Annotated in this window: 20 protein-coding genes; 13 read left to right on the top strand and 7 right to left on the bottom strand. The window is 55.4% G+C overall.

The window, feature by feature from the left end; translation table 11 throughout:
* Positions 1–195 precede the first annotated feature (195 nt).
* Together MJ923_RS15145 and aguA are read right to left on the bottom strand one after the other, a co-directional pair.
* The gene (locus tag MJ923_RS15145; RefSeq protein WP_240591819.1) at positions 196–1899 is read right to left on the bottom strand and encodes an amidase; all 1704 of its coding nucleotides are present in this window, start codon (positions 1897–1899) and stop codon (positions 196–198) included.
* Positions 1900–1934: 35 nt separating this feature from the next.
* Complete coding sequence (gene aguA / locus MJ923_RS15140) at positions 1935–3032, bottom strand: agmatine deiminase (RefSeq protein WP_240591818.1); 1098 nt, start codon at positions 3030–3032, stop codon at positions 1935–1937.
* Positions 3033–3280: 248 nt separating this feature from the next.
* On the opposite strand from aguA, the gene MJ923_RS15135 reads away from it, so the two are divergent.
* Entirely contained in the window at positions 3281–4189 is a 909-nt protein-coding gene (locus tag MJ923_RS15135; protein WP_240591817.1) for a LysR family transcriptional regulator, read from the top strand.
* An 82-nt stretch (positions 4190–4271) separates the two neighbouring features.
* Here the strand turns inward: MJ923_RS15135 and MJ923_RS15130 are convergent, their stop codons facing one another.
* Positions 4272–5732, bottom strand: a complete 1461-nt coding sequence (locus MJ923_RS15130; RefSeq protein WP_011760628.1) for an aminoacyl-histidine dipeptidase — start codon at positions 5730–5732, stop codon at positions 4272–4274.
* Between the two features lie 215 nt (positions 5733–5947).
* Here MJ923_RS15130 and MJ923_RS15125 point away from each other — a divergent pair, with 215 nt between their 5' ends.
* From MJ923_RS15125 to MJ923_RS15110, 4 genes are all read left to right on the top strand, one after another.
* Positions 5948–7477 carry a M17 family metallopeptidase gene (locus MJ923_RS15125; protein ID WP_240591816.1) on the top strand — a complete coding sequence of 510 codons (1530 nt, stop codon included), beginning with the start codon at positions 5948–5950 and terminating at the stop codon, positions 7475–7477.
* 852 nt (positions 7478–8329) lie between these two features.
* Positions 8330–9619 (top strand): NCS2 family permease, encoded by a 1290-nt coding sequence (locus MJ923_RS15120; protein WP_126167685.1) that lies wholly within the window; start codon positions 8330–8332, stop codon positions 9617–9619.
* Positions 9620–9784: 165 nt separating this feature from the next.
* Positions 9785–10918 carry a glutamate 5-kinase gene (gene proB / locus MJ923_RS15115; protein WP_240591815.1) on the top strand — a complete coding sequence of 378 codons (1134 nt, stop codon included), beginning with the start codon at positions 9785–9787 and terminating at the stop codon, positions 10916–10918.
* A complete protein-coding gene (locus MJ923_RS15110) occupies positions 10918–12183 on the top strand; it encodes a glutamate-5-semialdehyde dehydrogenase (RefSeq protein ID WP_240591814.1) in 1266 nt (421 codons plus the stop codon). The genes proB and MJ923_RS15110 overlap by 1 nt, the downstream gene beginning before the upstream one ends.
* Positions 12184–12265: 82 nt before the next feature.
* Here the strand turns inward: MJ923_RS15110 and MJ923_RS15105 are convergent, their stop codons facing one another.
* The gene (locus tag MJ923_RS15105) at positions 12266–12658 is read right to left on the bottom strand and encodes a hypothetical protein (RefSeq protein ID WP_126167682.1); all 393 of its coding nucleotides are present in this window, start codon (positions 12656–12658) and stop codon (positions 12266–12268) included.
* Positions 12659–12902: 244 nt separating this feature from the next.
* Here MJ923_RS15105 and MJ923_RS15100 point away from each other — a divergent pair, with 244 nt between their 5' ends.
* The gene (locus tag MJ923_RS15100) at positions 12903–13529 is read left to right on the top strand and encodes a hypothetical protein (RefSeq protein ID WP_126167681.1); all 627 of its coding nucleotides are present in this window, start codon (positions 12903–12905) and stop codon (positions 13527–13529) included.
* Between the two features lie 270 nt (positions 13530–13799).
* On the opposite strand, the gene MJ923_RS15095 is transcribed toward MJ923_RS15100, so the two are convergent.
* Positions 13800–14711: a DMT family transporter gene (locus tag MJ923_RS15095; RefSeq protein ID WP_240591813.1), complete on the bottom strand. Its 912-nt coding sequence runs from the start codon at positions 14709–14711 to the stop codon at positions 13800–13802.
* Positions 14712–14981: 270 nt separating this feature from the next.
* Here MJ923_RS15095 and dnaK point away from each other — a divergent pair, with 270 nt between their 5' ends.
* Together dnaK and dnaJ are read left to right on the top strand one after the other, a co-directional pair.
* Complete coding sequence (gene dnaK / locus MJ923_RS15090; protein ID WP_240591812.1) at positions 14982–16898, top strand: molecular chaperone DnaK; 1917 nt, start codon at positions 14982–14984, stop codon at positions 16896–16898.
* Positions 16899–16984: 86 nt separating this feature from the next.
* Positions 16985–18115: a molecular chaperone DnaJ gene (gene dnaJ, locus MJ923_RS15085; RefSeq protein ID WP_126167678.1), complete on the top strand. Its 1131-nt coding sequence runs from the start codon at positions 16985–16987 to the stop codon at positions 18113–18115.
* A gap of 84 nt (positions 18116–18199) precedes the next feature.
* Here the strand turns inward: dnaJ and MJ923_RS15080 are convergent, their stop codons facing one another.
* On the bottom strand, positions 18200–18955 hold the full coding sequence (locus tag MJ923_RS15080; RefSeq protein ID WP_240591811.1) for a PilZ domain-containing protein: 756 nt from the start codon (positions 18953–18955) through the stop codon (positions 18200–18202).
* A gap of 74 nt (positions 18956–19029) precedes the next feature.
* Positions 19030–19659 (bottom strand): glutathione S-transferase family protein, encoded by a 630-nt coding sequence (locus tag MJ923_RS15075; protein WP_240591810.1) that lies wholly within the window; start codon positions 19657–19659, stop codon positions 19030–19032.
* A 118-nt stretch (positions 19660–19777) separates the two neighbouring features.
* Here MJ923_RS15075 and MJ923_RS15070 point away from each other — a divergent pair, with 118 nt between their 5' ends.
* The 5 genes from MJ923_RS15070 to carA all read left to right on the top strand — a co-directional run bounded on the left by MJ923_RS15070 (position 19778) and on the right by carA (position 24707).
* Positions 19778–20938, top strand: a complete 1161-nt coding sequence (locus MJ923_RS15070; RefSeq protein ID WP_240591809.1) for a GlxA family transcriptional regulator — start codon at positions 19778–19780, stop codon at positions 20936–20938.
* Between the two features lie 75 nt (positions 20939–21013).
* The gene (locus MJ923_RS15065) at positions 21014–21814 is read left to right on the top strand and encodes a M48 family metallopeptidase (protein ID WP_240591808.1); all 801 of its coding nucleotides are present in this window, start codon (positions 21014–21016) and stop codon (positions 21812–21814) included.
* A gap of 83 nt (positions 21815–21897) precedes the next feature.
* Entirely contained in the window at positions 21898–22515 is a 618-nt protein-coding gene (locus MJ923_RS15060) for a BamJ family beta-barrel-assembly machinery protein (RefSeq protein WP_240591807.1), read from the top strand.
* A 54-nt stretch (positions 22516–22569) separates the two neighbouring features.
* Complete coding sequence (gene dapB / locus MJ923_RS15055; protein WP_126167672.1) at positions 22570–23382, top strand: 4-hydroxy-tetrahydrodipicolinate reductase; 813 nt, start codon at positions 22570–22572, stop codon at positions 23380–23382.
* Between the two features lie 179 nt (positions 23383–23561).
* Positions 23562–24707 carry a glutamine-hydrolyzing carbamoyl-phosphate synthase small subunit gene (carA, locus tag MJ923_RS15050; protein WP_240591806.1) on the top strand — a complete coding sequence of 382 codons (1146 nt, stop codon included), beginning with the start codon at positions 23562–23564 and terminating at the stop codon, positions 24705–24707.
* The last annotated feature ends 2 nt before the right edge of the window (positions 24708–24709 follow it).

Here is a 24709-nt window from a genome sequence, read left to right as displayed (position 1 = left end):
GTAAGATGTTATCCTTTATAAGACAATGGTTTGTTGTGATTTAAACCACAAGAGAGACAAATCCATCCTTTGTCTGATTGGTCGTCGCAATGCATAACACCCCCAGATACCAAACCTAATTCGGCGACAATAAAAAAGCCACCTCAAGGTGGCTTTTGTGTGTTGTCCGGCGATCATTCTTGCCCGGAAACCCTGTTATGCCAGCGGTGGCGTGCGCGGAGGCACTTTACGCTTATTGCCGGTGGCTTCGAATGCCGAGGCGACACTGAGGAGCGCATTGTCATCATAGGCGCGGCCAGCAAAGGTCAGACCCACAGGCATGCCGATATCGGCCATTACACCCATGGGCACAGTCACAGTGGGTACGCCCAGATGACGGATGGCGAGGTTGCCATTGGCGACCCAAACGCCGTTGCTCCAGGCGATGTCGGCAGAAGCCGGGTTCACATCGGCATCGGCAGGGCCCACGTCGGCCACGGTGGGGAAGAGCACGGCATCCAGCTTAAGCGCATCCATCCAGTCTTCCAGATCCAGCTTGCGGGTCTTCTCAAGCCCACGCAGACCGTCGGGCACAGTGGCAATTTCATTCCACGGCTTGATGCCGCGCTTGGCCATGTTGACGTACTCATCCATACCGGCGGCAAGGTCGCCCTCGCGGTTTGGCAGGGTGCCCGGGTCATGGGGGAAAATCTTCGGCCCATCCACATCCTCAAGCTTATTAAGCTTGGGGTCGCCATTGGCACGCAAAAAGTCATCGAAGGCCCAGCCGGAGAGCTCCCACAACTCGTCGTGCAAAAACTCAGGGGTGACTATGCCGCGATTGAACACGGTTGGCGCGCCGGGTCTGTCGCCTTCGCAGTTGGACACCAGCGGGAAGTCCACTTCAATCACGTCGGCGCCGGCGGCTTCCAGCGCCGCTCGGGCCTGCTCCCACAGGGCAATCACAGAGTCACGGGTATGAATGCGCTGACCGGTCGGGCCGCCAATACCCGGGTTTTCGCTGGTGCCGGCGAGTTCATCCTTATTGATAAACATCTTGGGCACACCAAAGCGCTTGCCTTTAAGGCTATCGGCACTTGAGGCGAGGGTGAGATAAGACTCGGGGCGCACTTGTGAGGCCTTGGGGATGCTTACCCAGGGTTGCATGCGCCACAGATCGCCGCGGGTTTCGCTATCGTCGGCAACTACCACATCCAGCACCTCAAGCAAATCGGCCATGGTGCGGGCGTAGGGCACTACCACGTCCATGGTGGGGGTCAGTGGCCAGTTGCCGCGCACCGAAATCACGCCGCGGGACGGGGTGTAGGCGCACAGGCCGTTGTTGGAAGCAGGGCCGCGGCCGCTGGACCAGGTTTCTTCTGCAAGACCAAAGGCGCAAAAGCTGGCGGCGGTGGCGGTACCGGCGCCATTGGATGAGCCGGAGGCGAAGGGCGCAGTGAGATAAGCTGCGTTGTAGGGGCTTTCGGCGCGGCCATACACACCGCGCTGCATGCCGCCATTGGCCATGGGGGGCATATTGGTTTTGCCAAGGCAGATGGCGCCATTGGCACGCAGACGCTCCACGGTGAAGGCATCGCGCTGGGCAACCAAATCTTTAAAGGCCGGGCTGCCGGAGGCGGCGGTGAGGCCCTTCACCAAATAACTGTCTTTGGCGGTGTAGGGGATGCCATCGAGTGGCCCCAGGGTCTCGCCGCGAGCGCGGCGCGCATCGGATGCTTCGGCTTCTTTCAGTGCATCGGGGTTGTGCACCACCACCGCATTGAGTTTGGTGTCGGTACCTGGGCCATCATAGGCTTCAATGCGGGCAATATACGCTTTAACCAGCTCGACCGCCGTGGTGCGGCCGGATTCGAGCGCGCCGCGCAGCTCGGCAATGGATACTTCGGTTACTTCGAACATACGGGTAACTCCGAAAAGGTGAATAAACAGGCCGATTATTTGCCGGATGGGATCTGCTGGGTGATGCAGTGGATGTTACCACCGCCAAGCAGGATCTCACGGGCAGGCACGCCGATAACTTTATGCTCAGGGAAGATGTCTTCCAGAATGCGCTGAGCTTCACCGTCGGTGGCTTCGTCCAAAAGCGGGTAGACGATACGGTCGTTGGTGATAAGGAAGTTCACGTAGGAACCGGCCAGACGACCTTCGGCCTCGCGTGGCACGCCGGTGCCGCTCTCAACGCCGGCAGACTCTTCTTCGGTGCAGTACAGCGGGCCTGGCTGAGGCAGCTTCCACACCTTCAGTTTGCGGCCCTTGGCATCCACAGCGGCTTCCAGCACCTTGAGCGCGGCAACAGAGCGCTCGTACTGCGGGTCGTTCACATCGTCGGTCCAGTGCAGTGCAACTTCGCCGGGGCGGACAAAACAGCAAATGTTGTCGATGTGGCCATCGGTCTCGTCCATGTAAACGCCGTCACCCAGCCAGATAAAGCTGGTTACGCCAAGATAGTCGCGAAGATAGGCTTCGATTTGCTCTTTGCTGAGATGCGGGTTGCGGTTTTCATTAAGCAGGCACTCGGCGGTGGTGAGACAGGTGCCTTCGCCGTCCACGTGGATGGAGCCGCCTTCGAGGATAAGCGGCGCTGCGTATCTGTCCATGCCGTGCTGGGCCAGCATTTGGGCTGCCACTTTCTCATCCTGATCCCAGGGGTAGTAGAGGCCGCCTTTGTGGCCGCCCCAGGCATTGAAGCCCCAATCGATACCGCGGCACTCGCCGGCGGCGTTGGTAACCACTGTCGGGCCTGTATCGCGTGCCCAGCAGTCGTCGCTGTTCATCTCAACCAGGGTCACGTGGGCAGGCATTATGGCGCGGGCCTTATCCATAAACTCGGCTGGCACACCCATAAACACGGGGGTGGCGCCACCAATGGCATCGGCCACCTTGGCAAAGGTCGCCTGTGCGAAGCGACCGGCTTCGCGCCAGTTATCGGTGCGATAGGGCCAGATCATCCAAACAGCCTGCTGGTGTGCCCACTCGGCTGGCATGGTGAAGCCATCGGCGGCGGGGGTCGAATTTAGGGTGTTGATGCTCATCGCAAAGTCCTTATATCCCCGTGCTGGCATGTTGCACCACAGGGCCGATCATGGAGAAAACGGGTTTAAGCCGTCAGGTTACACCACTGAATGGTTAAGCAGTGTAATGGTTTTAATTTTAGCCTCGAACATCCCAAAAAAGCGCCAGCCTTTTTGGCGATGATTGAGTAGAGACAGTGTAAGAAGTTGCGCAGCCATACAACAAATGAATAAGATGTATGTGCCCATAAATATCGCGAATAGTGGTCATGAAACTGCATCAACTCGACCTGAATCTGCTGCTTGCCTTTGACGCCCTGATGACCCAGGGCAGTGTGACCCGCGCTGCCGAGTCGCTGTTTATCAGTCAGCCCGCCATGAGTCATGCTCTGGGCAGACTGCGCACCGCCTTTGGCGATCAGCTGTTGGTGCGCACTCCGCAGGGGATGGTGCCCACGCCCCGGGCACAGCATCTGCACAGTGGCGTACGTCAGGCGCTTAGGCTTTTGGAGCAGCAGCTCAGCGAAGAAGAAGCCTTCGAGCCCGAAAACTCGCGGCGCCGCTTTGTGCTGTGTACCACTGACTATGTGGAGTGCGTGCTGATGCCGCCTTTGATGCAGCGCCTCAACGAGCTGGCTCCTGGGGTGAGCATCGAAATTCGTATTCTGCGGGATAGGCTGCCGGAGGCGGAGCTTGCCTCCGGCGAAATCGATTTGGTGTTGGGCTTTGATGAATATATGCAGGTACCGGCCTATCTTGGCAAAGAAACCTGGCTCACCGAGCCGCTGGCAGGTTTGGTGCGAAAAGACTTACCCGGCGTTGGCGAGCAGATGGCGCTTAGCGAACTTATCGGCATGGCCCATGTGTTTCACTCGCCCCTTGGCACCTCAGAAGCCCGGCTCGATAGCTGGCTCGGGAGCCAGGGCTTATCGCGGCGCATTTCGGTGAACAGCCAAAGCTATATGTCGGCGGCATCGATTGTATGTCGAAGCGACTATGTATTGGTGCTGCCCAAAAAGGTGGCAGATTTGCTGGCCGAACACTGGCCGCTGAAGCGGCTTCAACTACCTGAGGATGTGCCCGGTTATCACCTGAACTGCGTCTGGCACCCGGCGCTTGGTGGACATCCGGCGCTGATTTGGCTTCGCAGCCTGATGAAGGCGTTGGTGAGCGGCTAGGCCATATAGCGCCAACGCTGTGCTGAGAGGTAAAGAAAAGGGCGACTCAAGAGTCGCCCTTTTTATTTGGTTAATTTAAGGCTCAGGCCTTTTCAGGAATACGCTCAAGCACTGCCAGCAGCAACTGCCAGTACTGGCCCACGGTTTCGATGTTCACCATCTCATCGGGGCTGTGTGGGAAGCGGATGGTGGGGCCTATGGAAACCATGTCCATCTCGGGGTAGGGCTTCTTGAACAGGCCGCACTCGAGACCGGCGTGGATAACCATGATCACCGGCTCCTTGTTGTAGATGTCCTGATAGGTTTCACGGACGATGGCCATCACGGGCGAGCTGTTGTCCGGCTTCCAACCGGGGTAAGCGCCGGAGAGCTCGATTTCAGCGCCAGCGAGGTTAGAGAGCGCAATCAGCATGCCTTCAACCTGGGTGCGGCCAGAGTCAATCAGCGAGCGGATAAGGCAAAGGATTTTCACATCCTGCTCGCTGGTGGTGATAACGCCCACGTTAAGCGAAGTTTCGGTGACACCGGCTACTTCATCGCTCATGCGCATCACGCCGTTGGGGCAGGCGTTCAGCAGGTCGATAAAGGTGTTCTGGCTGTGCTCGCTCATCACCCGCTTGGGCTCGGCCACTTCGGTCAGGGTCAGTACGGCGCCGGGATCGGCAATGGCCAGCTCTTCACGCACCAGGGCTTCGAAGGCACTGACGGCGTCTTTCAAGCCTTGCTCGTGCTCGGCCGGTACCATCAGGGTCAGGCCAGCTTCGCGGGGAATGGCGTTACGCAGTGAGCCGCCGTTGAAATCGGCCAGCTCCAGTTGCAGGGCTTCGACGTTTTCAAACAGGAAGCGGGCCAGCAGCTTGTTGGCGTTACCACGGCCAAGGTGAATGTTCACCCCTGAGTGACCACCCTTGAGACCAGACAGGTTCAGCGCGAAGCTCTTGTAACCTTCGGCCGGGGCTTCCCATACCATGGGCAGGGTGATTTCGGCGTCTACGCCACCGGCGCAGCCCATGTAAATCTCACCTTCCTGTTCAGAGTCTGTGTTAATCAGGATTTCGGCATCCAGGTAACCGGCTTCCAGGCCGAAGGCGCCGGTCATACCGGCTTCTTCGTCTATGGTCAGCAGCACTTCCAGTGGGCCGTGGGGAATGTCATCGCTGCCGAGGATTGCCAAGGCCGACGCCATACCAATGCCGTTGTCTGAGCCAAGGGTGGTGCCGCGGGCCTTAACCCACTCACCATCCACATAGGCTTCAATGGGGTCCTTGGTAAAGTCGTGTACCTTGTCGTTGTTCTTCTGCGGCACCATGTCGATATGCGCCTGAATAACCACAGTCTTGCGGTTTTCCATGCCGGGAGTGGCGGCTTTACGAATAATCAGGTTGCCGACTTTATCTTCCACAACGGGCAGGCCTTTATCGCGGGCCCATGCCTGAATGTGCTGGCTCAGAGCTGCTTCGTGTTTGGAAGGATGGGGAATGGCACAGATTTGTTCGAACCACTGCCACAGAGGCTGAGGGTAGAGCTGATTAATAGCAGTCACGGAATACTCCCGGCTTTTTTTGTCATGACTGGGCGCTGTGCGCCCCTGATTGCGCCGAGTTTACCACAGAGTCGGCGTCGGGTGGATGGTGAAAAGGGGCTGGACTGGAAGCCAAAGTTTCCAGCGAAAGGCCGTGCTGCGGGTGGCAAATGATGCTGTTTGCAGGAATAATCAGCCGAGCCTTGCAATACACAATCAAAACAATAGGACGGGTCATGTTTCAGGCACAATTTGTTGTTGAACAGGATGAAAATGGCATCTTCGCCGGTGAGGGCTTCGATGCCCTCGTGGTGCTTAGCCCTTCATTGGATGCAGTTTCCCTCGATGAAGTACGTCTGCTGGCAGGTCACGCCGCCAGTATCGACAAGCGGGTGGGAAAGACCACCACCTTACTGCTGGCACCGGGCCTCGCCGGTGGCCGCTTGATTTACGCTCCCATCGGCAGCAGCTATGGCGATTATGACGACGTACGCTCTGTCACCCAGGCCGCCCGCAGCGCCATTGCCATGGCAAGAGATGCCGGTGCCACCCGGCCACTGCTGGCGGTGTTTGGCCGTGACGATAAAGTTGAAGCCATGCTGGCCGCCGCCCTTGGCTGTGGTCAGGAATTATGGACCAGCCTTGAAGCCCGCGAGCAGGGCGCTGCCCTTTGCAGCATTGAAACCATTGGCCTTTATGGCGCCGATGAGTCGCTCGCCACACTGGCCAGCGCCCTCGAAACTGGCCGCAATCTCGCCCGAGACCTGTGCGGCACCGAGCCTGAGCGTATGTCGGCGCCCGCGTTTGCCGATTACTGCGTTAAAGCCTTTGCTGGCTCTGATATTCACACCCGGGTGATTGAAGGCCGTGACGAACTGGAGCGCGACTATCCGCTTTTGAGCGCCGTGGGCCGTGCCTCCTTTGGGGTGGGTCGTCATCAGCCCAGAGTCGTGAAACTCGAATACGTGGGCGAGGGCGAGATAGAGCGCACCTTCCTGTTTGCCGGTAAAGGCGTGGTGTACGACACCGGCGGCGCCGATCTGAAAATTGGCGGCGCCATGGCAGGCATGAGCCGTGATAAGGGCGGCGCTGCTGCCGTTGCAGGCCTGATGAAAACTCTGTCGCTACTCAAACCCAAAGGTATTCGGGTGATTGCCGAACTTGGGCTGGTGCGTAACAGCATTGGCTCAGAGGCCTTTGTCACCGATGAAATCATCCCAAGCCACGCCGGGGTGCGGGTGCGGATTGGCAACACGGATGCCGAGGGGCGTCTGGTCCTGGCCGATATCTTAAGCCACCTGCGGCAAAAGGCGCTTAGCGCCATCAACCCTGAGATCTTCTCGGTAGCAACACTGACCGGCCATGTGGTGCGCGCCTACGGCGGTTATCCGGCGGCGGTGGCCAACTCTGTGGCTCACAGCGGCGGAGTGGCAGGGCAGATTGCCATGTTGGGTGACAACATGGGGGAGCCATTCGAAGTCTCCAGGCTGCGCCGGGAAGACTTTGACAAGATTAAAGATGTGTCTGGCGCGTCGGACATTTTGTCATCCAACAATGCGCCTTCGTCTGTCACAGCCCGCGGCCATCAGTTCCCGGCGGCGTTTCTTATCCGCGCCTCGGGCCTTGAGGCACATGGGCTTGGCAGCGATAAGCCCCTGCCTTACGTGCATCTGGACATCGCCGGCAGTGCCACAGAAGGGGATCCTGTGTACGGTAAACCAACAGCATCGCCTTTGGCGGTAATGTGTCATTACATTACAAAATAATTACGCAATTTATAACTTGTTGAAAAATTGCGGAATGTCATTGGCGTTCCGCTTTTTTATTGGAAGTTCATCACAAATACCCCCAGAATTAATGTGTAATAAAATTACAGAAAATCGTCAAAATAAAAAATTTATCAAATAATGCTTGTAATAAAACTACAGTTAGCTATACTTGCTCTCGTTGACAGGGCAAGATGCCCGTCACCTCTAGTCAATCCAGGATGGATACCTCTCCAGGGAACCGAGTGACAAGTTGTCTCCACGGATATGAGAATCTCTAGCTCCAGGGAACCGAGCCAAGCTTCGCTAGAGTACTTACTGACTTGTTAATTTGGAGCTTATGACTATGTCTTACACTGGTAAAAACGCATTCGTTTGGCAGAACACCTGGTTTAACGCAACTTTGCTGCGCGGTGGTCTGTACACCATGAACTTCAAGGGTTAATCGTCCCCTTAATGGCGGTTCAAGGGTTTAACTACCCCTTCCCTAAGTAGTTTCCATCATCCATCAACCTTTGTGTTACCCCCTTGGGGTACTTTTTGGACTCAAGTTGTATGTTGATACGCATCTGTCGACATACCAGGTTTTTCCGCTAGCGCGGTAATTCTTTTCCCATCCGGGACGCTTGAAACATGTCTTTGCCTGCTCATTGAGCAGGCTTTTTTTTATCCATTGCAACCACAGCCGCTAATTTGCGCATTCGATTGCATGCTGGGTCCCACCTCGCTTTGGTGTTTTATTCTGGCCTGACCAGGCCAAAGTCCCTATAATCTGCCGCGAATAAAATGTTAAGGCATTTTTACATTCGCTCTGATACCCATTATTAAAACAAGATCAAGGAACCCGGTTCCATGTTAGAAAAAATCTTTAAACTCAAAGAGAATCAAACGACTCTGAAGCAGGAAGTGGTTGCGGGGTTAACGACCTTCCTGACGATGGCGTACATTATTTTCGTCAATCCCATGATGCTGGCCGACGCCGGTATGGATCACGGCGCCGTGTTTGTGGCGACCTGTCTTGCGGCCGCTATCGGCTGTTTGATCATGGGCCTGATGGCCAACTATCCCATCGCGCTGGCACCCGGCATGGGCCTGAACGCCTTCTTCACCTACACGGTAGTGGGTGAGATGGGTTACAGCTGGGAAACCGCGCTGGGCGCCGTGTTTATGTCCGGTGTCTGCTTCCTGATCCTGTCGCTGGTACGTATTCGCGAGTGGATTGTGAATTCCATTCCCATGTCGCTGCGTCTTGGTATTGCTGCCGGGATTGGCTTGTTCCTCGCCCTGATTGGCCTGAAAAGTGCCGGTATTGTGGTGGCAAGCCCGGCAACTCTGGTGACCATGGGCGATATCAAAGCCTTCCCGGCGGTGATGGCGGTACTGGGCTTCTTCCTGATTATTGCTATGGTAAATCGCGGCATGAAGTCGGCGGTTATCTTAAGCATTCTCGCCATTACCGGCCTGGGGCTGCTGTTCGGTGATATCCAATACAATGGTCTGGTTGCCGCGCCGCCATCCATTGCCCCCACCTTTATGAAGATGGACCTCTCTGCCGTGCTCGAAGTGAGCATGCTGTCGGTGGTGTTTGCCTTCCTGTTTGTGGATTTGTTTGACACCTCCGGCACCTTGGTGGCTGTGGCCCAACGTGGTGGTTTCCTTGATGACAAGGGCCGTCTGCCACGTCTGAACCGCGCCCTGACTGCCGACAGTGTGGCCACTATTGCTGGTGCTGCGCTGGGTACGTCAACGACCACCAGTTACATTGAAAGTACCGCTGGCGTGAGCGCCGGTGGCCGCACCGGTCTGACGGCCGTGGTGGTGGGACTGCTGTTTTTGGCCGCGCTGTTTATCTCGCCGCTGGCGGGCATGGTGCCGGCTTATGCCACCGCAGGTACCCTGTTCTATGTGGCCATTCTGATGATGTCTGGTCTGGTGCACGTAGAGTGGGAAGACATCACCGAAGCTGCCCCTGTGGTGGTGGTGTGTCTGCTGATGCCGCTGACCTTCTCGATTGCCTCGGGTATTGCCTTTGGCTTTATCTCTTATGCCGCCATCAAGGCGCTCAGTGGTCGCTTCCGCGACCTCAATGTAGGCGTGGTGGTGCTGGCGCTGCTGTTCCTGGCGAAGTTCGCTTTTGCCTGATAGCCCCCGGGCTGCTTAACAGATTAAGGGTCATACAATGTATGGCCCTTTTTTTGTGTGTTTTTTCAACATGAGTGCTTTTTGTGGCAAATATCCATCGGCGCCGTTGTGCAAGGGTGGTTGCTTTGGGTATAAGGTGAGTTCGGCTTTTTTACATGGATCAAGATGAACTCGAGTGTGCAGGGCTACCGGCGGGTAGTGGTAAAACTGGGAACCAGTGTGCTCACCTCCGGCAGCAAATCGCTGGATAAGGCGCATATGGTGGAGCTTGCCAGACAGATGGCGGCGCTGATGAAGTCAGGTGTGGAAGTGGTGTTGGTGACCTCGGGTGCCATTGCTGCTGGCCGTGAACATCTGGGATACCCGGTTCTGCCCGACACCATGGCCAACAAACAGCTGTTGGCCGCTGTCGGGCAAAGCCAGCTCATTCTCGCCTGGTCGCAACTGTTCAGTATCTACGGCCTGCATGTGGGCCAACTGCTGCTGACCCGGGCGGATCTGCACGACCGCGAGCGCTATCTCAATGCCCGCGATACCCTCAATGCGCTGCTGGCGCAGGGAATTATCCCCATCATCAATGAAAATGATGCGGTGGCGACCACCGAAATCAAAGTGGGCGACAACGATAATCTGTCGGCCCGGGCTGCGCTCTTGTGCGATGCCGACCTTCTGATGTTGCTTACCGATCAAAAAGGCCTCTTTGATGCCGATCCCCGCAAAGAGCCCAACGCCAGACTTATTCCGGAAGTGCAGCACATTGACGACAGCCTGCGTTTGCTGGCTGGCGGCTCTGTGTCCGGTCTTGGCACCGGCGGCATGGCCACCAAGCTTGAAGCGGCAGATATCGCCCGCCGTGCCGGTATCGAAGTGATTATCGCCTCCGGTCATCATCCGGAAGTGATCCAAAAGGCCGCCAGCCGAGAGGCGGTTGGTACCCGTTTTCTTGCTATCGAAAGTCCGCTTGAGAGCCGTAAACAGTGGATTTTAGCCGGTCCTAAAGCCAAGGGACGGCTGCATCTGGACGCCGGCGCCGTGGCTGCCGTTACAAGTAAAGGCCGCAGTCTGTTGGCCAAGGGCATTGTGTCGGTGGAAGGTGAGTTTGAGCGTGGCGATACCCTGGAGCTGCTAAGCCCCGAGGGCAGGGTGGTTGCCAGGGGCATTGCCCGCTATCAGGCCAGGGCGCTTAGCGCCATTGCAGGTAAGCACTCCGATGATATTGAGCCGCTGCTTGGCTATGACTATGGCGATGCCGCCGTGCATCGCAACGATATGGTGGTATTGGCGGGAGGTGAGCGCTGATGAGTGAGCAACAAGCGTATTTGGAACAACTGGGTCAGGCGGCCAAAACCTCGGGTTTTGCGCTGGCAAATCTGGGCATTCAAGCTAAAAATCAGCTGCTTGCGGCTATTGCCGCTGAGCTTCGCGCCGACAGCAGCACAATTTTGGCGGCAAATCGCCGTGATGTGGTATCTGCCCGCGAAGCCGGGCTCAACGATGCCATGATAGACAGGCTGCTGCTGGATGAGGCGCGGCTTAATGCTATTATCGCCGATATCGACAATGTGATTTCCCTTGCCGATCCTGTGGGTGAAGAGTTTGATAACCGCTTGCTGGATAACGGTATTCGCCTCAGTCGCCGCCGGGTACCCCTTGGGGTGATTGGGGTGATTTACGAGGCGCGCCCCAATGTTACCGTGGAGATTGCGGTGCTGGCGCTGAAAACCGGTAATGCGGTCATTTTGCGTGGCGGTAAGGAAACCCGTGAATCGAACCTGGCACTGGCTGCGGCTATCCGCCGGGGGCTGAGTCAGCAAGGACTGCCACAAGATTGCGTGCAACTGATTGATAATCCAGACCGTGCTTTGGTGACCGGGCTTTTGAAACTCGATAAATATGTCGACATGATAGTGCCCCGAGGCGGCCAGGGACTGCAGCGCCTGTGCGCCGAGCAGGCGACCATTCCGGTTATTCTGGGTGGGATTGGTATTTGTCATCTGTATCTGGATAAGGATGCCGACACCGGCCGCGCAGCGGATGTGATTATCAATGCCAAGGTTCAGCGCCCGACCGTGTGTAATGCGCTGGATACCCTGCTTATCCATCAGGATAAACTCGACTGGTTGCCGCAGCTTGCCAAGGCTTTGCAGCAGCAAGGTGTGAAGCTGGTGGCCTGTGAGCAAAGCCTGAGCGTCCTCGGATCCGCCGGGATGACGGCCCAGGCCGCCACCGAGGAGAGTTTTGGCACCGAGTGGTTGTCGCTGACTCTGGGGGTGCGGGTAGTGCCTGATATAGACACCGCCATCGACCATATCCGCCGCTATTCATCCGGGCACTCAGAGGCGATTCTTACAGACAATCTGGCCGCCGCTACCCACTTTCTGAATGAGGTGGATTCGTCGGCCGTGTATGTCAATGCCTCGACCCGCTTTACCGATGGTGGTCAGTTTGGCCTTGGCGCCGAAGTAGCGGTCAGCACTCAGAAGCTGCATGCCAGAGGGCCTATGGGATTGGAAGCGCTGACCACCTACAAGTGGCTCGCCATCGGCGACTACACCTGCCGCTGAACCAACAGCCGCAGTGGCAATCACTGATAACCAATAGCCACTAAAAAAGCCGCATCAAGCGGCTTTTTTTATTGTCTTTTTATCATCGTGGTTTTTTCGGCGGCACGTATTGATCACCCATCAGCTCTTTAAGTCTTTCTTCTTTGGGGAAGACCGGCGGGTCGACGATGTAATCCACAATTGCGATGCTCCAAACTATAACCATGCCGATAATGATGGCAATGGACATAATTCGAAAGGCAATGATTGGATCCTGGGCGTGGGCGAAGTACCTGAGCTGTACATAGCGGTTCAGGTAAATGGCGGGAAACAGAAACATGGAATACATCAGCACTGCGGTGGTGGTGAATACATTGCCGTAATAATGGTCCACCACGAGCATAAACAAACACACCAGTAAGGCCGTGTAACGAAAGCGAATTTCGGCCCTGGGAGAAAGGTGGAACAGGGGTTTGCCGTCAATAACCAGACTCATGCTCTTGCGCGCTCCTTTGCACTTGAGGTTTCAAGTTATAAACCTGTTAACGGAAGTTTTCAACCTCGTATGGTCTGAATGGCTAAGTCGATGGTGAAATTCACTAATAGCTGAGGCCTTGGAAACTCATCTTTCGCTGCGCCAATTTTATCGTGTTGAAAAATAAGGATATAAATTTTGGCATTCTCTTTGCTATCTCAACCTTTAGACAACTAAAGAGTTCCGCGTTTCAAGGAGAATCAAAATGAGAACAGCACTGACCACAGCCACCCTGACTGCACTGTTATTAGCCGTACCTGCGTTTGCTGCCGATAAAACCCTGACCCAGAGTTTTGATTATCAGGGCGAAACCCTGACCCTGGATGTGGGCGTGGGTGAGGTGGAGATAGTAGCCGCCGATACTCAGCAAGTTCAGATTGAAGTGAGGGTTGAGCCTTCCAATGATGGCTTCCTGTTTTTCGGTGGCCGCAAGGATGTAAGCGATGTGGATTTGCACGCCAAACTCACCGAAGGCAAGAAGCTGACGCTGCGTCTTAACGACAACGACGATGTGAAAGAGCACTGGCGCATCTCCATTCCGGCCTCAGCTGCCATCAATGTGGACATGGGCGTGGGCCGCATCGAAACCAACGGACTGGATAACAGCGTCGAAATCGACCTGGGTGTGGGCGAAGTGGAAGTGAATCACAGCCACGATTACGGCGATATCTCGCTGCACTCGGGTGTGGGTGATGTGAGCTTCAGCCACAATGGCCAAAACGTTGAAGTTGAGCGCGCCATGGTGAGTGCCAGCTATCAGGCCAATGCCGGTGGTCAGGGCCGTCTGGCGGTGGATGTGGGTGTAGGCGAAGTCGACATCAACAAGCTGTAAGTGGTTTTCCAACATTAAAAAAGCCCCATTGAGGGGCTTTTTTAATGGGCGAACTTAAGGAAGGTGTGAATAAGTCCCGTGCTTGCTCTGCGTGAGCTTACCGTGGATAGGTACAAGGCACAGTTCGCGGTGAATGGCCCTAGTCCTTCGCAAGACTTCGCAAGAACTGTAACGTCGCAGATACCGCTGTAAGCCGCGTCTTCAGTTGAATGCCTTAAACTGTCGCCGCTATCAAAGCCAGAGCTGTGCGACGACTTGTTCGCACCTTCCCTAACTGCTGAGCGGCGTCTTGGCGGTATTTTTAAGCCGTGGTAGCAATTGTTGCAATGCCAGCGCGAACAGAATCAGCGCCAGCCCAACAAAGGTTGAGGCTTTAATGGCTTCGCCCAGGATCAGCGCGATAAAGCCAATCGACAGCACAGGCGAGAGGAACACCAGGGTACTGATGCTGGCGGTGCGCTCGGCGGTTTTCAGCGCCATCAGCCACAGCACGAAAGTGACGCCCATTTCAAACAGACCCACATAGACAGCGGCCGCCAATCCCTGAGGATTAAAGTTCGGCCATCCCTGCGTGGCCAGCATTGCCAGGGTCACAAAGGGTAGGCCCACCATAAAGCTGAGCAGCAAGCTCACCACAGGGTCGCCCTTATCGCGGGTATTCACTATCCAGTACAGACACCAGAGCACAGTGCTGGTGAGCGCCATCAGCATGCCTGTGGGCTTCTCAATCGAAAAGCCACCCAGACTGCCACCGGTGGCAATCACAAACACGCCGCCATAGGCCACAAGCGCTGCCAGCAAGTCGGTCTTTCGCAGCTTTTGCCCAAGCAGCGGCACTGCCAGCAGCGGCAATAAAATCGCCCAGGTGTAATTGAGCGACAGGGCTTGCTGGGCGGGCAGCAGGTCGTAGGCTTTAAACAGCACCAAATAATAGAGGAAGGGGTTGAGCAGCCCGGTTTGCAGATAAAACAGCGGCCGCATTTTGAACTGGCGCTTGAGTAATGACAGTTTGCCCTGATATCCCAAAATGGCGGCAAGGGCACAGATGGAGCTGATGACGGCAATAAACAGCAGCTGCAGCGGCGAATAGTGCGCCAGTGCCAACTTAAAGGCCGTGGCAACCGTGGACCATAGCAGTACGGCAGCCATACCGTAAACATAGGCCAAACTTGAGGTTTTCAACGATAGTGTTCCTGTGAACCGAGACAACGTTGTCAATGGCATGGCCACTGACGCTTCGATTGCATGCATTATACGCTTTTCGGCTATCAATTTTGCAAAAAGGATCAAAATTTTTTATTCGCCCCTTGTAATCGAAAAGACCGACCCAATATAGGCGTTAAGGACGAGATGTGGCGAGCATCATGCGGGACTTGAAAAGTTCAGACCGCGGCCCCATATCCAAAACCAAGCAACGAATTACTGCATTTAAAAGATTTTTTGGAGGACTCCATGGGTAAGATTATCGGTATCGACCTCGGCACAACCAACTCTTGTGTAGCTGTGCTCGATGGCGGCAAGGCGCGAGTGATTGAAAACGCTGAAGGCGATCGCACTACGCCCTCCATCATTGCGTTTACTGAAGACGAAACGCTGGTAGGCCAGCCTGCAAAACGTCAGGCCGTGACCAACCCAACCAACACCTTCTTCGCGATCAAGCGTTTGATTGGTCGTCGTTTCAAAGATGACGAAGTTCAGCGCGACGTGAACATCATGCCATTCAAAATCATTCAGGCTGACAACGGTGATGCCTGGGTGGAAAGCCGCGGCAAGAAGATGGCACCTCCGCAGGTGTCTGCCGAAGTGCTGAAAAAGATGAAGAAAACGGCTGAAGACTTCCTCGGTGAAGAAGTGACTGAAGCGGTTATCACAGTTCCTGCTTACTTCAACGACGCCCAGCGTCAGGCCACCAAAGATGCCGGCCGTATCGCGGGTCTGGATGTAAAGCGTATCATCAACGAGCCAACTGCCGCGGCACTGGCCTATGGTATCGACAAGAAGCAGGGCGACAACATAGTTGCCGTGTATGACCTCGGTGGTGGTACTTTCGATATCTCTATCATCGAAATCGACAACAACGATGGCGACCAGACCTTCGAAGTACTGGCCACCAACGGTGACACTCACCTCGGTGGTGAAGACTTTGACAACCGTCTGATCAACTATCTGGCCGACGAGTTCAAGAAGGAGCAGGGCCTGGATCTGCGTAACGATCCACTGGCTATGCAGCGTCTGAAAGAAGCCGCTGAAAAGGCCAAGATTGAGCTGTCCAGCACCAACCAGACCGAAGTGAACCTGCCGTACATCACTGCCGATGCCACAGGTCCAAAACACCTGGTGGTTAAGGTGACCCGTGCCAAGCTGGAATCGCTGGTTGAAGACCTGATTCAACGTTCTCTGGAGCCGCTGAAAGTGGCCCTGGCCGATGCTGATCTGTCTGTGTCTGACATCAACGAAGTGATTCTGGTTGGCGGTCAGACCCGCATGCCAAAGGTGCAGGAAGCGGTAACCAACTTCTTCGGTAAAGAGCCTCGTAAGGACGTAAACCCTGACGAAGCCGTGGCCGTGGGTGCTGCCGTGCAGGCGGGTGTACTGGCCGGTGACGTGAAAGACGTACTGCTGCTTGACGTGACCCCTCTGTCTCTGGGTATCGAGACCATGGGCAGCGTGATGACCAAGCTGATTGAAAAGAACACCACCATTCCTACCAAGGCAAGCCAGGTGTTCTCTACTGCCGATGACAACCAGAGCGCCGTGACCATTCACGTGCTGCAGGGGGAGCGTAAGCAGGCCAGCGCCAACAAGTCACTGGGTCAGTTCAACCTGGAAGGCATTGAGCCTGCCCCACGCGGCATGCCACAGATTGAAGTAACCTTCGACATCGACGCCGACGGTATTCTGCACGTGTCTGCCAAAGATAAGAAGACCGGTAAAGAGCAGAAGATCACCATCAAGGCTTCTTCTGGTCTGTCTGACGAAGAAGTTGAAAAAATGGTGCGTGACGCCGAAGCCCATGCTGACGAAGACAAGAAATTCGAAGAGCTGGCTCAGGCCCGTAACCAGGCTGATGGTCTGGTACACGCGACCAAGAAGCAGGTTGAAGAAGCCGGTGAAGCCCTCGGCAGCGATGACAAGGCCAAGATTGACGCCGCCATCGCCGATGTTGAAGTGGCTGTAAAAGGCAACGACAAAGAAGCCATCGACAAGGCCACTCAGGCACTGATTGAAGCTTCTTCCAAGCTGGTGGAAATCGCTCAGGCCAAGGCCCAGAGCGCCGAGGGCAGTGCCCAGGGTCAGTCTTCCAGCAATGCCGGTGGCGACGATGTAGTTGACGCCGAATTCGAAGAAGTGAAAGACGACAAGAAGTAATAAGCCCGGCTTATTACCTCGGTAGCGGGCGTTAGGGGCAACCCTCACGCCCGTTTGTCCAAGCCAAGCAATGAAAGCGTGAGCATATGTCAAAGCGAGATTATTACGAGGTGCTCGGCGTTGGCCGTGACGCCAGCGAACGGGAAATCAAGAAGGCCTACAAGCGCCTGGCGATGAAGTATCACCCCGACCGTAACCCCGGAGACAAAGAGGCCGAAGCCAGCTTTAAAGAGGTTAAGGAAGCCTATGAAATCCTGACCGATGCTGACAAGAAAGCCGCTTACGATCAGTTTGGTCATGCCGGTGTTGATCCCAACCGCGGTGGCGGTGGTTTCGGTGGTGGCGGTGATTTCGGTGATATCTTCGGCGATGTGTTCGGCGATATCTTCGGCGGCGGCCGCCGTGGTGGTCAGCGTCAGGCAGCCCGCGGCTCCGACCTGCGTTACAACCTGGAGCTGTCACTGGAAGAAGCCGTACGCGGCCTGACCAAAGAGCTGAAAGTCCCAACCCTGGTTGGCTGTGACAGCTGCGATGGTTCAGGTGCCAAGAAAGGTTCGTCTGCCACTACCTGTGGTACCTGTCATGGTATGGGCCAGGTGCAGATGCGTCAGGGCTTCTTTGCCGTGCAGCAGACCTGTCCTACCTGTCATGGACGCGGCAAGATAATCAAAGATCCTTGCAGCAAGTGTCATGGCAATGGCCGTGTTGAGAAGACCAAGACCCTGTCGGTGAAAATTCCGGCTGGCGTCGATACCGGTGACCGCATCCGTCTGGCCGGTGAAGGCGAAGCGGGTGAATTCGGCGCACCACCGGGGGATCTGTATGTACAGGTAACCGTGCGCGAACACCCGATTTTTGTTCGCGACGGCAACAACCTGTACTGTGAAGTGCCGATTTCCTTTGCCAAGGCTGCCCTTGGCGGCGAAATCGAAGTGCCGACCCTGGATGGCAAGGTGAGCCTGAAGATCCCGGCCGAAACCCAGACCGGACGCATGTTCCGTCTGCGTGGCAAGGGCGTGAAATCGGTTCGCAGCCATGCCGTGGGCGATCTGCTGTGTAAAGTGGTGATGGAGACGCCGGTCAACCTGTCTGAGCGTCAGAAAGAACTGCTGCGCGAATTTGAAGCCAGCCTCACCGGTGAGTCGAAAAAACACAGCCCCAAGGCTGAAGGCTTTTTCGATGGGGTGAAGAAGTTCTTCCAGGATCTGAACAGCTGATCCCAATCCGTAAATTGAAAAGCCCGGCAATGCCGGGCTTTTTGTTGTCTGATTTTTATCGTTTTTTCAGAGCAGACTAAACGGCTACTGCGCCTTGGGAGCGGGCTTGGGTTGACGGAATACCAGTTTGGCGCCATCGAATATCAACCTTGAGAGCAACTTTTTACAGTTGCCGGTGCCGGCATCATCAAATTGCAGGCCATATTCCTGGCGGCCCCTGTGGACCCGGCGGTTACGGATAATGCCTGAAAGCGGAAAGGTTTCGCCGCTGTCGGGGGATGCGACTTCGAGGGTCATCTCCTGACCCGACTCAAACACCGGCGCTATACCCTGATAGGAAAAGCAGCAGCCACTCATGGAAATGTCTTTTAGTGCCACCTCCATCCGCCGCTGTGCAGTCAGCAGAAATCCATTGATATTCAGCTGATAGCGCATTTCGCCCCTAAGCTGGAACAGGGTGGCTTGCTCGGGCAGCTTGAGGATCATCAGCCCAACCGGGGTACGGATGACATGGTCGATGCAGGTTTTGAACTTAACGATAGCGCCTTCCGCCCGCTCGGAAATACAGGTAACAAACACCCAGAAACCCACCTGCAGGTAAAGGTCCATTTCGGCGGGTTTCATCGACGGCAGGCTGTAAAAGATGTGCTTTTTATTGTCATAACCGATGAAATGGGTGTTGGCCGTTAGCCTTTGTCCAAGCGGGGTGGTGATTTCTACCGACACTTCGCTGCCATGGTCGATATGATCCATGGCCATCAGGCCCGACACTGCCTTTTCACGGTCTTTGGAGTAGAGGGTTTTGGGCTTGTTATTGGCCTGATTTGTCATGGAACGCATACGCTTTTATTGGGTGCCTTCCTAAAAGATAACACAATTTTTACAGGAGGCACCCTGAACAAATCAGCAGCACATCAGAGGCTTATCGGCGCAATTTCGCCCATTTCCACCATGCGGCCGATGGCAGGGCGGTCAATGCAGCGTTTCAGGTAATCCATCAGCTCTGGCATCACCTGCAGCCCAACCTTGAAGTGCATCATCAGTGCCACACAGTTGTGAATGTCGGCCAGGGAAAAGCCGCTTTCCAGCAGATAGCCGCTGCTGCTAATGCCTTTAAGCAGGATTTGCTGGGCCCGCATGCCTTCCCAGTCCATGGTTTGCTTGAGCTGTGCCATCTCAAGCTTCAGCTCATCCGGGTAGATACGCTCGTTTTTAATCAGTCCCCAGGGCGCGACTTCCAGCTCTGACAGCGCAAAGTCGCTCCACTGCATCAGCTTTGCCTGTGTTTTGGGGCACTCGGGCAGCAGCGGACTTTGCGCCGCTTTGGCGATGTAATAACAAATGGCGTTGGTCTCAAGCAAAATCAAATCATCATCTTGCAGTGCCGGTACCTTGCCATTGGGATTGATGGCGAGGTACTCGCCCTGGCGACACTCGCCGCCGCGCAGATCCAGCCTGCGATACTCGTAGGGCAGGGCGGTTTCTTCCAATGTCCATAACGCCCTCACGGTTCGGGTGTTGGGGCTTCCAAATAAGGTCAACATAAGCACTCCTTTGTCAGTGTTTCAATCGGTCTTGTACTTGCCAGTCTAGTGCTTGCAGTTAAGGCAAATAATGGTCATATTTGCCCATAAAGGTGCGAAATGTGACTTGGGGCCAGAAATGCCAACTATTGCCGTGTTAGCCATGCCGGGATGCATGGCCTCTTCAGTGCACAATGTGCTGGATGCCTGCTATGTGGCTAATCGCTGTATTGCGGCATCAAAGGGGGCGCAAAACGCTGATGACCAATCCGCTGAGGCCTCTTCAGGCCTGAGCACCAATATCCAGTCTGGCAATGGCCAAGTGGCCTCTGCGCAACATGGGCTTAAAAATAACGCTCAGGCTGGGTTTGTTGCCAGGGCCGGGTTTGACGCCAGGATAGTCACCATGGATGGCAAATCGGTCGATACCACTACAGGGCAGCAGATCCATCCCCATGCGGGTATAGATGATATTGAGCGGCCGGACATCATTCTTATCTCAAGCCTTTTATCTGCCTCGGCCACCTTTGCCGATGTGGATAGCTACCTTAAGAATGCCCTGCCTGCGGTCGAGTGGGTCCGCCAGATGAGCCGGGACGGCAGTTTTATTGCCAGCGCTTGCAGTGGCACCTTCCTGCTGGCAGAGGCCGGGCTGCTCGATGGCCGTGATGCCACTACACACTGGATGCTTGAAGGGGTATTTCGGCGCCGCTACCCAAGAGTCAGCTATCACGGGGAGCGATTATTGCTGGAATATGGCGACCTTATCTGCGGCGGCGCATTCAGCGCCTTTAATGATGTGCTGCTTCGGCTGATTGAGCGCTACGCCGGGCGGGAAATCGCGATGCTATGTGCCCGGGTGATGCTGCTTGAGCCGAGCCGCGAACTGCAACAGCCCTTTGCCGAGCCTGGCAACAAGCATCATGAAGATGAAAGCATTGCCCGTGCCGAGGCCTGGCTTAAGCGCCATTTCGACAAGAAAATTAGTGTGGAAGAGGCAGCCGATGCCGTCGCCATGGGAGGGCGTAACTTCAAACGCCGCTTTAAGGCGGCGACCGGGGAGACACCACTTGAGTATTTACAGCGGCTTCGTATTGAATCGGCAAAACGGCAGCTGGAGCAATCGGGTCGCAGCAGTCTTAAGGTGATCTGGTCTGTGGGCTATGAAGATGCCAGCTCGTTCAGACGCCTGTTTAAGAAGCACACCGGAGTGACAATGGAGCAATACCGGCGCCGTTTTGGGATGGTCCACTCGCCCGGAGCGCAATCGCTACAGGCATCCCCGGGCGATTTGGCCTGAGGCAGCAGTCGGCGTAGAATGGTGCCCATGTTGAGCTCCTGTTAAATCATGACGGGTAATTAAAGGAATAAGCGAATGAAACAACTCCTTTGTGCCGCTGCGCTGCTGGCGCTACTTGCTGGCTGTGCCACTCACCAATCGCCCACAGGCCGTGGCCAAACCCTGCTGTTTTCCGCATCAGAAATGGACCAGCTCGGTGCTGCTTCGTTTGAAGAGATGAAAAAGCAGCAAAAGATAAGTAAAGACAGCAAGGTCAACGCCTATGTGGGCTGCGTGGCCAACCGGGTAACAGCAGCACTGCCGGGGAACACCCAGCGCTGGGAAGTAGTTGTATTTGACTCGCCCCAGGTGAATGCCTTTGCTTTGCCGGGTGGCCATATCGGCGTGTACACAGGCCTTTTGAAGGTGGCTGAAAATCAGGACCAACTGGCAGTAGTGCTGGGCCATGAAGTGTCTCACGTGCTGGCGCAGCACAGTAATGAGCAGGTATCCCGTGCGCAGATGACCGGCACTGGCCTTCAGCTGGCCAATGTGGCACTGGGCGCAGGCGGTATTGCCAATCGTGACCTTTATATGGCGGCGCTGGGGCTTGGAGCCCAAGTGGGCTACATTCTGCCCTTTGGCCGCGAACAGGAAACCGAAGCCGATGTGATGGGGCTTGAACTGATGGCCCGCGCAGGTTTTGACCCCAGAGCCGGCACCAGGCTGTGGCAAAATATGGCTAAAGTGGGGGGCGAGCAGGGGCCAGAGCTACTCTCAACCCACCCTTCACACAGTACACGGATCAGTGAACTTAGCCGTCTGGAGCAAAAAGTGCTGCCCCTGTATGAGGCGGCAAAAGCGGCCGGGGTAAAGAACTGTCAAATTACTAAATAAGGCAGAGCTTTTTCGCCGCGGCTGCCTATTTCGTGATAGAATACCTGCCGTTATTTTCATGTACATTCGAGAGAACCCGAATTATGTCTGATAAATTCAGCACTGTTGAGCTGCAGGCGAGCTACGGCGTAGGCCGTCAGCTGGGCGAGCAACTGGCCGCCAATTCCTTTGAAGGTCTGAATATTCCTGCCGTACAGGCCGGTCTGGCCGATGCATTCGACGGCAAAGAAAGCGCCGTTTCCATGCAGGATCTGCAGATTGCCTTTACCGAAATCAGCCGCCGCCTGCAACAGGCTCAGGAAGAAGCTGCCGAAGCCGCTATCGCCGAAGGCGAAAACTTCCTGGCTGAAAACGCCAAGCGTGACGGTGTATTCGTGACTGAATCCGGTCTGCAATACGAAGTGCTGAGCGAAGGCAATGGCGACAAGCCTACTTACGAGTCAACTGTTCGCACTCACTACCACGGTTCTTTTATCGACGGTAAAGTGTTCGACAGCTCTGTTGTTCGTGGCCAGCCAGCCGAGTTCCCGGTATCTGGCGTTATCGCCGGCTGGACCGAAGCGCTGCAGCTGATGAACGTTGGCGCCAAGTACAAGCTGTACGTGCCATTCCACCTGGCCTATGGCGAGCGTGGTGCGGGCTCTTCCATCCCGCCATACTCAACTCTCGTTTTCGAAGTTGAGCTTCTGGATATCGTTTGATGTTAAGCGCCTGAGCAATGCTCGGGCGTTTTTTTGTGTTTCAGGGAGCAATAGATGACAGCACATGTGCGAGTCGCCGTCATTGGTGCCAGCGGCCGAATGGGCCGTGCACTGCTGGAAGCGGCCGGTAACCACGAAGGCATAGTGCTCGGCGCCGCCATTGAGCGTCCGGGTTCAACCTTGATTGGTGTTGATGCGGGTGAAATGGCCGGTTTGGGCAAGCTGGGCGTGAGCCTGGTGGATAGCCTAGATGCGGTAACCGAGCAGTTCGACGTACTTATCGATTTCACCTCTCCGGAGTCCACGCTGATTAATCTTGACTGGTGTGTAAAGCACGGCAAGGCCATTGTGATTGGCACTACCGGCTTTAACCATGCCCAGAAAGAACAAATAGTGGCGCTGGCAGAAGAGACCCCAGTGGTGATGGCCCCCAATATGTCAGTGGGCGTCAACCTGATGTGGAAACTGCTGGAAGTCGCGGCCAGGGTGATGGGTGAGTACACCGACATCGAAATCATCGAAGGCCACCACAGACACAAGAAAGATGCGCCTTCCGGCACCGCACTCAAGATGGGCGAAGTGATTGCTCAAACATTGGGGCGTGACCTGGAAAAAGTGGCCGTGTACGGCCGTGAGGGCATCACAGGTGAACGCGATCGTCAGACCATCGGCTTTGCCACAGTGCGCGCCGGCGATCTGGTGGGTGAACACACCGCCATGTTTGCCGATATCGGCGAGCGTTTGGAAATTACCCATAAAGCATCCAGTCGTATGACCTTTGCCAATGGCGCCATGCGTGCAGCCAAATGGTTGGCCGATCAGAAGTCGGGTCTTTACGATATGCAACAGGTATTGGGATTGAGTTGATTAAAAAAACCGCCATTGAGCGGTTTTTTTATAATCTCTGACCGTACTGTATAGACGAAGCCAAGCTTCGCAGATATAATCATTGGAATTTGTCAAAATTTCGTGTTTTTGCGGAAAATTGGTAATTAAATCGACAAAATTCTTCAAATAACAATGACTTGGCTCTTTCGGAGGTCGCGTTGACAAAGTCTGCCTTACTCGTACTCGAAGATGGAACCCTGTTCTCAGGCACAGCAATAGGTGCAGATGGAATTGCTGTCGGAGAAGTTGTTTTTAACACTTCAATGACAGGCTATCAAGAGATATTGACGGATCCTTCTTATTCTCGCCAGATAGTTACCCTGACTTACCCCCACATCGGAAACACCGGTACCAACGATGAAGACACTGAATCCAATGGGGTTCATGCCTGTGGTCTCATCATTCGCGATCTTCCCCTAATCGCCAGTAACTTCCGTTCCACCCAATCCCTCAGTGATTATCTCAAAGCCAACAACGTCGTTGGTATTGCCGATATCGATACCCGCAAGCTGACCCGCATTCTGCGTGAAAAGGGTGCTCAGGCCGGTTGTATCCTGGTGGGTGATTTGGACAGCGACAAGGCACTGGCTGCGGCCAAAGCTTTCCCAGGCCTCAAGGGCATGGATCTGGCCAAGGAAGTGACCACTGCCGAGCGCTATCAGTGGCGCAAGGGCAGCTGGCGTCTGGAAGGCGGTCTGCCTGCAGATACCCCGGAAAGCGAACTGAAATTCAAGGTTGTGGCTTATGACTACGGCGTGAAAACCAACATCCTGCGTATGCTGGTTGACCGTGGTTGTGACGTAACCGTGGTACCTGCCAAGACTCCAGCCAGCGAAGTGCTGGCGATGAATCCGGACGGTGTGTTCCTGTCAAACGGCCCTGGCGACCCAGAGCCATGTGACTACGCCATTGCGGCAATTCAGGACATCCTCAAGACAGACATTCCGGTATTCGGTATCTGTTTGGGTCACCAGCTCCTCGGCCTTGCCAGTGGCGCCCAGACCCTGAAAATGAAGTTCGGTCACCATGGTGCCAACCACCCAGTGGGTGACGTTGAAAAGGGCACTGTGATGATCACCAGCCAGAACCACGGTTTTGCCGTGGACGAGGCAACGCTGCCAGCCAACCTCAAGGTGACCCACAAGTCACTGTTCGACGGTTCGCTGCAGGGCATTCACCGCACAGACAAGCCGGCGTTCAGCTTCCAGGGTCACCCAGAAGCCAGCCCTGGTCCACACGACTGTGCCCCGCTGTTCGACCATTTCATCGAACTGATTGAAGAGTATCGCAAGAACGCCAAGTAAGC

Source organism: Shewanella zhuhaiensis (assembly GCF_022484835.1).
Lineage (GTDB): Bacteria > Pseudomonadota > Gammaproteobacteria > Enterobacterales > Shewanellaceae > Shewanella > Shewanella khirikhana.
Note: the sequence above shows the minus strand (reverse complement) of the source record. Positions and strands in the feature narration are given on the sequence as shown.